Source organism: Streptomyces sp. NPDC048419 (assembly GCF_043200415.1).
Classification (GTDB): Bacteria; Actinomycetota; Actinomycetes; order Streptomycetales; family Streptomycetaceae; genus Streptomyces.
Genome location: NZ_JBICXT010000015.1, coordinates 1 through 5239 on the forward strand (window position 1 = coordinate 1; position 5239 = coordinate 5239).

General features: G+C 59.0%; 4 protein-coding genes. 2 read left to right on the forward strand and 2 right to left on the reverse strand.

Translation table 11 applies throughout. The features are described from left to right. Window positions 1–475: 475 nt before the first annotated feature. Complete coding sequence (locus ACGFYN_RS28115; RefSeq protein ID WP_393868668.1) at window positions 476–2665, reverse strand: hypothetical protein; 2190 nt, start codon at window positions 2663–2665, stop codon at window positions 476–478. Between the two features lie 222 nt (window positions 2666–2887). Beyond that, a complete protein-coding gene (locus tag ACGFYN_RS28120) occupies window positions 2888–3586 on the reverse strand; it encodes a hypothetical protein (RefSeq protein WP_393868669.1) in 699 nt (232 codons plus the stop codon). A 641-nt stretch (window positions 3587–4227) separates the two neighbouring features. Here ACGFYN_RS28120 and ACGFYN_RS28125 point away from each other — a divergent pair. Next, complete coding sequence (locus tag ACGFYN_RS28125; RefSeq protein WP_393868670.1) at window positions 4228–4650, forward strand: GIY-YIG nuclease family protein; 423 nt, start codon at window positions 4228–4230, stop codon at window positions 4648–4650. 293 nt (window positions 4651–4943) lie between these two features. Beyond that, on the forward strand, window positions 4944–5239 hold a 296-nt coding region (locus ACGFYN_RS28130), incomplete at its 3' end, for a zinc-ribbon domain-containing protein (protein WP_393868887.1).

Consider the following 5239-nt stretch of genomic DNA (forward strand, 5'->3'; position numbering starts at 1 on the left):
CCCATGCGCCACATCCAGGCGCACAGCCAAACCGAAGCAAGCGGTGTCAAGCATCAGGTGAGGCCACTGCGTCAAGCATCAACCGAGACACGACAAAGCCCCACAAGACCGACTGAGTTACAACTTTCTCTACTGGTTCAAGGCGGCTCGCTCCGCTCCCCGCGCGCGGCCCGGCCCCCGGCCGGGCCTGCGCTCCTGTCTCCGCCCCGCTCCAGCCCGGCCGGCGCCCGTGCCGCGCTCAGAGCATCCAGCCACCTGATGCCAGAGAAGGGATACATCGTGGCTGGGGCGGTCGGCTCCACGGCTTTACGGAGCCACTTTGGCGCGAGCCTCGCAGATCATGGCCCCAACGTCGTGCTTCACCGGGCAGGTCCACAGACTGCCCGACGCGCCCGAAGCTTACGGGGCCATGATCACTCGCGCCAAAGCAGCGCCACCCCAAAGCCGCTCCACCAACCGTGGGCTCACCCGCGCGTTACTCCGTAGCGGGCGCCGCCGATTTCATAAATGCATGCTCAAGACCTCCACCGTCAGAATCTTCGATCACATGCACAGATAGGCGATCGCCGCCAGCATCTCCAATGGCTACCCAATTGGGAAGTCCCATTTCATCCTTCTTGCGACGCGAGTACTTTTCGATTTCACGTATAAGCTTGCGCAACTGCACGATCCTATAATTCAGGTAAACAGTTACACCAAGTCTGCCGTTATAGATCTGGGTGGCATTTGACCAGCCTACCGTTTGAACTCTCTGCCGCGCGCGAACAAGGAAGGTGTTCCACTCGTCCCAGGCCGCTTCGTCTCCATCGATAAGAGCGAGGGATGCAGTAATCCAATGCGCCGGTCGCACTTTTTCTAGTCGATCCAAGAGACCGCGCAACCCCTCTGGAATTCTGGGAGCAGGTTTCTCAGCGGATGTAACCCCCTCAAGCTCTCGGGTTAGATACCAAGCATCAATGAAATCGGTGTAACTAAGGAGTCGCATCCTGGCGGGCCCGTCGACAAGAAAGCCGTCGAAGAAGAGACCTTCCTTGAGGTAATGCCCAACCCAATCCAATTCATCATGCGCCGACACGAAGGCCTGCTTCTCCAAGCGCTGCCGTCTGATCACGTAATGCGGGAGCAAGCTGCTGTGGAGAAGATCCGTGACCACCATGAGGTCAGCCAATGAAAGGACCCATGGAACCGGACGATCTTCCGCCAAATTCCCATGCTGAACCAGCTGATGGGTATCAGTTGCCCAGACCGTAACGTCATCAAGAGTCACGATTACTTCGAACTGGAATCTCTTACTAAGCGCATCGGAGTACTTACTAAGGCCGATCGCCGCGGCACCTTCATTTCGAAGAGCATCAGCTAGTGCTTTGTGCTGCGATGCCGCCGATTCGATCAGCTCTTCGATATTCTTCCTCATCCTCCCTGGAGCACCGCGTCTTGTGGCCGCATGTAGACGTCCCGCTTTTCCTTGGATCCGAAAGGCAACGTCGTCAGAAAATACGAGTCCATCCAGATCGCTCTGCGTCACGGTTGACTTCCATGGGATCTCGCAATCTTTGGCCGCCCCAGGAAGCGCGTTTGCAATTAGATCCACAGCCTCGCGGACTAGGTATTTACCGCGAGCCGCCAAGTACCTTTCCCAAAGTTTCGCCCCTACCGCCTTTCTTAGCAAGTCCTCCATCCTTGGCCGGAGCGCTTCAAACATTGCGGCTGGCACAGGAAGGATGTACCCCTGGGTTGTCTTTAGAACGGGCCGTTCAGTAAGTGGGTGAGCACCGACAGGATACTTGTGGTGTTCATCATTATATTCCACAGGGTCGCACGAGAATGAGTCAAGGATAGACTTTACCGACTCGACGGATAGCGCTGTATATGATGCAATCTCAGACGGAACAATAGTGCAGAGAGCGCGCGATTCTGCCAGCGCCCTAGCAAAAACAAGCATGGATAGAAGGTTCTTTCCCTCTGTGGGTGAAGCCTTGACCAACCACCCCGGGAAAGGCCCACTGCCTTTTCTGCGTTGCTTCTTCAGCAAGATGGACAGGGGGCCAAAGCTATCGGCAGCCTCCCTGCGGAGCGGATGCACTCTCTCTTCGACAATATTGTGAATCGCGTGAACGACTGTAACTGCTTCCGATGCGGTAAACCCCAAAAGTCGGCGGCATTCGCTGTCAAATTCATTGAAGCAACCGAGGAGAATCTTTGTCAGATGTTCGGGGTAACCAACCCCCCTTACACTCATGGAGTCAATTCGAGTCCTCAGAACGTACTCGTCTTCGATGACATCTTCTTTCCCGCGAGACTCCTTCAGTGCTCTGAAAAGGGTAACTTCACTGGTCGCATCAAAGAGTTCCCGAGTCAGCTTAATTGCCTCGCCAGTGAGGATCGCTGTCTCCAACGGGTCACTTCTCGTGTCACCTTGCGGGTCATCTTTTACATGTGGGAGCGCCCGTAGGGCAAGAAATTCGATATGAGATGGAAGCTGATCATTCTCGGACTCTCGAAACGTCACGGGGTCGACTTGGGCATACGTCAACGACGCTCGGCAAATCAGGTCGAGCGGATCGGTTTCTGTGAGGATTTCATCTAGTCGCGCGCTCGCCTTTTCCCTCTTTTTACTAAGATGCTCGGCATACGGCCCCGAGAGATAATCTACGAGCTCATCCATCTCGCTCTGACTGCGCGTTCCATGCGTCTCGATAAAACGCCCCTGTCGAACCATAAGGCCATACGGAAGTTCAGCAAACTCAATTACTTCTTCTGGCGGAATTGGGTTACCGCGTTTCCGACCTCGCTTACCACGATTCCCCACGACGCTACCTCCGCTTTACGAGATGTTTTTAGTATCGATCGAGGACGGCGTTGATGCCATTTTGAGGCCTCACGAATCTCAGTCGTGCAGGGGGCGATCCCGCAGCTCATTCAGTCTGCGGATACCTGACTCCAACTCTCCCTGCACGACGCGGTGGTGAGGCGGAAGCGGATGGCGTTGGGAGTGTCGGGTCAGAGTTGTATCGATGGCCAGATCGTTCACTGTGCGCTGCAACGGCCAGATGAACGCCGCTTCGAACGGCCACACCGGGTGCCAGTAGCTGGCAGGGAGCTGTGGCACGATCACTCGATCAGTCTCTGCGGTCCAAACCAGGATGGTTAGTTTGTCCACGGTCAGCGCCGTGAACAGAGCGGTGTAAACCTCGGGATCGTCTGGATCCGGTGATGGGCTGATACGCAGTTCAGCGGCACGAATATCGAGGTGATAGAGGCCCTGGTGGTAGGCGATCCACACCCGAGTGTGCTGCGGCGGGGTGGAGTGGTCCATCAGGTAGCGGCGCATGGCTGGCGTAGTGAGCGGCTGGGGAGTGGGATCAGGCCCCGGGCGGCCGATGAATTCGTTCACCCACGCCGTCTTCGTGGCCCACGTCGCCAGGGCGGTGCCCTTTTCTTCGTCCAGCAGTACCCGCTTCCCCTGCATGAGGGGCACGATGAGGCGCTCGGTCTTCATCTCAAGCCGGCTCATCCAGCCGCCGTTGCAGTCTCCGCAGACCTCTCTCGCGACAAAGCCCAGGACGGAGCCTTGACGCTCACGCATGGCATGCGGATATATCGTGATTGTGTCGGCCTCTTGGTGACCGAAACCTAGAGACCGGGTGGATCGTGTTGGTTCGGTCGCCTGTGTGTACTTTCCCATCCATTGCGGCCACAGGTGCTCGTCCGTGATCTTCCCTGGGTTGCCACAGAAGGCGCACAAACGCCGCGGGCGTGGGGCCATGCATCACCTCTGCTCAAGTGATCCACATTGATCTAATGACATTACGGGCCAGCAGGTGCGCGTGTCAGGGAGTTTCGCCGTCACCGTTGCGATCTACCAAGCCCTCTCCCAACTCGTGCCAGACCCGTGCCAGATCCTGCGGGGAACCACGGGGAACACCGGGGAGCCGGTCGACCGCTCATATAGCCCCGACGCTGCTCCGCCACAGGTCAACCCAAGAGCGAGCCTTAAACACCCTTAGCTTCCCAAGCTGATGTCGCAGCCACGCGGGCCAGGGACGATCTGTCAGCGTCGACCAGTAGCCTGCGACGATCAACCGTGGCATGTCTGGAGGCCTCGTGGAGACTACCGCTCTCGTTAGTCCCATTCGGTTGTGGTCGGCACTGGAGGTCTTGGAGCGTCCGGGCCCTGTGCCGGCTGCGGCAGGGGTCTATGGGTGGCACTTCAAGCAGTCGCCCCACGTGGACCTGGACGCTGGGCGTCTGCTCTACGTCGGGATAGCGCCGCGGTACATGGCGAACCGGACCAGCACGCAGAACCTGCGCAAGCGGGTGCGCTACCACTACCGGGGCAATGCGGCTGGCTCGACGCTGAGGCTCACCCTCGGATGTCTGCTCGGACTTGAGCTGCGCCGCGTGGGCAGTGGCAAGCGGATGACTTTCGGCAAGGCCGGCGAGGCCACTCTGAGCCAGTGGATGGCGGACAACGCGCAGGTGTGCTGGATCGAGCAGAGCGAACCGTGGGACCTGGAGTCGCAGCTCATCTCTCAGCTCGACCTCCCGCTGAACCTCGACCAGAACCGCCATAACGCGTTTCACAGTCGCCTGAAGGAGCTACGGGCCCAAGCACGCCAGCGCGCACGGGAGTTGCCCATCAGCTCGTAGGCCGTCCCTCCTCCGTCCCTGGGCCGTCCGAGGTCGCTCAACAGTGGCCAACGACGACCACTTGGCGGCTTATGAGCACCGCCCTGACCACAACACCCTGGGCAAGAAGAACCCGAGGCCACAACAGCAATCGGTCAGCCAGGACGGCTCGTTGCTACACAGCACCGACACAGTCGGGGCGCAGAGACGCTGCTTCCGTCTGCCGCGACCTCTGGACCGCCGGTGCAGCAGGCGGTGGCTCTGTAATATGAGCCCTTGTCCTGCATCAGGGGGAAGATGTGGTCTTACGCCGCATGTTGCGCGATACACATCCTGCTGTCTTTGCAGAAATCAGCGCCGTTGAACCCGCAGCCGTTGATCGAGATACCCTCACTACCGGCAGCGGCCGGACTGTCCTCTGGTCCTGCGGCACGTGTGGCCATCAATGGCGCGGTCGAGTAGTCGATCGGACGAAAGCGGGCGGTCGCGGCTGCTCACAGTGCCGGCGGACGGCATCACAAGGGGCCTTGCAGACGCCGCCGCCTGGCGCATCCCTGCAAGACCGCTTCCCAGAGATCGCGGCAGAGCTCACTGCAATCAACGGCCACCC

What these genes read in the sequence shown, in the direction of transcription:
- ACGFYN_RS28120 (WP_393868669.1), bottom strand. Translation starts at nt 3,586, where the DNA reads ATGCGTGAGCGTCAAGGCTCCGTCCTGGGCTTTGTCGCGAGAGAGGTC.
- ACGFYN_RS28115 (WP_393868668.1), bottom strand. Translation starts at nt 2,665, where the DNA reads ATGGATGAGCTCGTAGATTATCTCTCGGGGCCGTATGCCGAGCATCTT.